General features: G+C 46.5%; 4 protein-coding genes. 2 read left to right on the forward strand and 2 right to left on the reverse strand.

The genetic code is table 11. The features are described 5' to 3' along the window. The first annotated feature begins 183 nt into the window (after window positions 1–183). Entirely contained in the window at window positions 184–1,605 is a 1,422-nt protein-coding gene (ffh, locus tag IQ270_RS28525; RefSeq protein WP_193976491.1) for a signal recognition particle protein, read from the forward strand. Between the two features lie 370 nt (window positions 1,606–1,975). After that, window positions 1,976–2,608: a Uma2 family endonuclease gene (locus IQ270_RS28530; RefSeq protein WP_193976492.1), complete on the forward strand. Its 633-nt coding sequence runs from the start codon at window positions 1,976–1,978 to the stop codon at window positions 2,606–2,608. Between the two features lie 43 nt (window positions 2,609–2,651). On the opposite strand, the gene IQ270_RS28535 is transcribed toward IQ270_RS28530, so the two are convergent. Together IQ270_RS28535 and lptC are read right to left on the reverse strand one after the other, a co-directional pair. After that, window positions 2,652–3,239, reverse strand: coding sequence for a Uma2 family endonuclease (locus IQ270_RS28535; protein ID WP_193976493.1), 588 nt, complete (start codon window positions 3,237–3,239; stop codon window positions 2,652–2,654). Window positions 3,240–3,324: 85 nt separating this feature from the next. Continuing rightward, window positions 3,325–4,420, reverse strand: a 1,096-nt coding sequence (gene lptC, locus IQ270_RS28540) for an LPS export ABC transporter periplasmic protein LptC (protein ID WP_193976494.1), incomplete at its 5' end; no start/stop codon positions are given.

A 4,420-nucleotide genomic window follows, 5' to 3' on the forward strand; every position in this document is an offset into this window, starting at 1 on the left:
ATCATATTCCAGAAAGTAGGGTTTGTCAAAACGTACCCTACTACATGAATTTGAAGTAGTTTCAGTATCAATCCGGGTTCATCAGCGGTTAAAAAATAAAAAATCTAACTTTTAGCAAAACATTAATCCAAACATCCCCATTTATCGGTAAAATTAAAAATACTGACTAGCCAACAATGCCCTATGTTTGAAGCCCTTGCCGATCGACTCGAATCCACCTGGAAAAAACTGCGCGGACAGAATAAAATCTCCGAGTCCAACATCCAAGACGCGATCAAAGAAGTCCGCCGCGCCCTCCTGGAAGCCGATGTCAACCTCCAAGTCGTCAAAAACTTTGTTTCAGAGGTAACGGTCAAAGCACAAGGCGCAGAAGTCGTCTCAGGTGTCCGTCCAGACCAACAATTCATCAAAATCGTCCACGACGAACTCGTCCGCGTCATGGGGGAAACCAACGTACCCCTCGCCACCGCCGAATCCGCGCCCACCGTCATCCTGATGGCCGGTTTGCAAGGAACCGGGAAAACCACAGCCACCGCCAAACTAGCCCTGCACCTCCGCAAGCAAAATCTTACCGCACTGCTAGTTGCTACGGATATTTATCGACCAGCGGCGATCGACCAACTGCTTACCCTCGGTAAACAAATCGACGTACCAGTATTTGAATTAGGCGCTGATACTGACCCCGTAGAAATCGCCCGCCAAGGGCTCGAACGCGGCAAAGAACTAGGCGTAGATACGATCATCATCGACACAGCAGGCCGCCTGCAAATCGACCAAGAAATGATGGCAGAATTGGCCCGCATCAAACAAACAGTACAACCCCACGAAACGCTGTTAGTTGTTGATGCCATGACCGGCCAAGAAGCAGCAAATTTAACCCGCACCTTTCACGAACAAATCGGTATTACCGGCGCCATCTTAACCAAATTAGACGGCGACAGCCGCGGCGGTGCAGCCTTATCCGTGCGCCAAATATCCGGCGCGCCGATTAAATTTGTCGGCGTCGGCGAAAAAGTGGAAGCATTGCAACCATTTTATCCCGATCGCATGGCATCGAGAATCCTCGGTATGGGCGATGTTTTGACGCTAGTCGAAAAAGCCCAAGAAGAATTCGACATCGCCGATGCCGAAAAAATGCAAGAGAAAATGCTCACGGCAAAGTTTGACTTTACCGACTTTCTCAAACAAACCAGACTACTAAAAAACATGGGTTCCCTCGGCGGCATCATGAAAATGATTCCGGGGATGAACAAACTCTCAGACGAACAAATGCGGCAAGGAGAAGTGCAGCTAAAACGCACCGAAGCCATGATTAATTCAATGACAACTGAAGAACGCCGCAATCCCGAACTTTTAGCAAGTTCTCCATCCCGCCGCCGCCGCATCGGAAAAGGCGCAGGCTACGCAGAAAACGACGTAACAAAACTCGTCAGCGACTTCCAAAAAATGCGTACCATGATGCAGCAAATGAGTCAAGGCAACTTTGCAGGAATGGGAGGAATGCCGGGAATGCCAGGAATGGGAGGAATGCCGGGAATGCCGGGAATGGGCGGCCAGAAGAAAAAGAAAAAAAACAAGCCTAAAAAAGGTTTTGGTCAGTTGTAATCGAAGGAAGAGGGAAGAAGGAAGAAGGAAGAAGGAAAAAGTAGAAACCGTAGGGTGCGTCCCTATCAACAATCTACAACCCAACTCAAAAATCTCATAGCGACGCACCAGAAAAACCGTAGGGTGCGTCCCTATCAACAATCTACAACCCAACTCAAAAATCTCATAGCGACGCACCATAAAAACCGTAGGGTGCGTCCCTATCAACAATCTACAACCCAACTCAAAAATCTCATAGCGACGCACCAGAAAAACCGTAGGGTGCGTCCCTATCAACAATCTACAACCCAACTCGAAAATCTCATAGCGACGCACCCTACACAATAGTTTTTTGTTACCAATTTTTACCCAAAAAACCCTGAAATTGAATATGGTACAAACATTTACTGAACCACAAACTATATCTCTAGAAGTGCCGAATTCGATCGCCCTAACCGTCACCGGCGAACAATTTGAGGCTTTAGCATTGGCAAATCCCGACTTGAGATTAGAAAGAACATCACAAGGAGAATTAATCGTGAATCCACCCACCGGCGGAGAATCAGGCAGTCGCAACCTCAGCATCAGCGCGCAACTAGGCCATTGGTGCGAAACAAACGATGATTTAGGAGAAGGTTTTGATTCTGCTACCGGATTTATTCTCCCCAACGGCGCTAACCGTTCTCCCGATGCTTCTTGGCTGAGTCGAACTCGCTGGGAAGCGCTAACTCCAAAACAGCGAAAAGGCTTCGTTCCCCTGTGTCCAGACTTTGTAGTAGAATTGCGTGAAGCGAAGCTATCCCGTAGGGAATCGGCATCCGACAGTCTCCCGACTCTCCAAGCAAAGATGCGGGAATATCTGGAAAACGGGGCGAGATTGGGTTGGTTAATTGACCCGCAAAACCAAAGGATAGAGATTTACCGACAGCAGGTAGAAGTAGAAATATTGCTCAATCCAGCCGAGTTGTCCGGTGAAGATATATTGCCCGGATTTGTGCTAAATTTGAGGCGCGTGTGGCGATAAATAGATTTTGATTGTGATTTTTAGTTTTTCACGCACAGCCTCTCTAAACACTTTGAATTGCTTGTCTGAATTCGCGCATGGCTTGAAGGTGATTTTCCATATTGATACACCGCGCCAAGAGTACAATATCTAAATCTGGTAGAACACAAGAGCGATCGACCTCTGCATATCCATCAGCCCCCAACGAATACATACCAAGTGCGCCATTTTCCCAAAACCAAACTTCAGGAATTTCGAGGCGTTTGTAAGCTTCCAACTTATTAATCCCACCGCTAGTCACCACCACTTCCACCGCCAAATCAGGAAATTCTCGGTTAGCCCCCAATTCGTAAGACAAATCTGCTTCTCGCTTCACCCTTCCAGTTTCACTTTCTAGTGTCACCGAACCCGTTGGCGTAAAGTCAATCCCTGCATATTCCAAATACATATCGACCAGCGTTGAAATCCGCTGTTTGGCTGTTTCATGTTTTCTTCCAGGCATACGTCTAATCTCCAACACCCCATCTAAAAACGACAGCCTCACCCCCGGACGCGAGAGCAACTGTTCAACAGCTTTAAACTCTCTCCAGCTCAGTCCGTCAATTAAGATAGGTTCATCGAGCCGTTCTAACTTTTCTAAAGTTGTCGTCATCCCAAGCCCTCCTTACTCAATCCAATCTTAATTATATCTGCATTCACCTGCGTTCATCTACGTTCATCTGCGGTTGCAATCCCATCTACTGTCCCAAAATTTCCTTATTCTCATCCGGCACAAACTCCGTCACAACTTGGCCGCCGCCACCGTCACCTTTGACAATCACAGTTTGATTTTTAAGCTCTCCCGCCGCCCTCGGCCCAGTCAAATTAAACACCGGATTTAGCTGCTTGTAAACCACATTTCCTTCTGCGTCAAACGTCTGGTTGGTTAAATACCACGTTACGCGATCGGTATTTAATTGAGATTGACGTTTTTCCCCAATTCCTACCACATTTCCCGTCAAATAAAAGATTTTTTTCTCTAAATCTCCCCGCCCCGCATCCCCAGTCATCGTCACCTTTTCCACGCGGTGAAAAACCTTCACAGCCCCGGGCGAAACCACACTTTGTGCGGGAAAATTCCAACTCATCAAACTGCTTTCTATTTGCAGCGGCGGGTCGGAGGGCATTAATTGAGCGTTTTGGGTTAATGTCGCAATCTTGGTTTTTAAGTCTACATCTACCTGGTCAGCAAAACCGCTGTCTGTTACTTTTTTATCTTTATATCTGTCAATTTGAGTCGGTTGGTCGCTGTTGATTTTTTGTTGCTCCACAAACCACACTAAGTGTTCGGTTCGCAATTGCAAAATTGGATCTTTCACATTCGCCACCACAGAACCGAATAACTCTATCCTTTTCGCCCTGCTAAAAACCCGCGCTTCCTTCGCTGAAGCAGTCACCTGTTTGTTCTCTCCAGTCAAATTATTGCGAACAACTAAAATATCTTCTTTTGGCCGCCACTCTAACTCATTTCCCCGCAATATCACTCCATTTTTCAAGTCTGTAGCGACTATGTTGCCTTTGAGAAAAACCTGATTTCCTTCCTGAAATACCTGCCCGGTTTCTCCCTGAATGTCGTAAATTTCTTTGCCGTCCTGAAACAATTTGCCCACTGGTTTCTGAACGTTAACTGTCTTTTGGTCTTTGCTATAAACGGCACTGTTTGAGTTGACTTTCCAGAACGTTTCGCCCTTTTCGTTTGCTTGTTCTAAAGTTACTTTGTTCAAAGTTAAAGAGCTGTTTGACTGCTGAGCAGTTTTGAGATCCTCTGCTAGTTTGTTATTTTGAGTTTCTTGC

Source organism: Microcoleus sp. LEGE 07076, from assembly GCF_015207455.1.
Lineage (GTDB): Bacteria > Cyanobacteriota > Cyanobacteriia > Cyanobacteriales > Microcoleaceae > Microcoleus.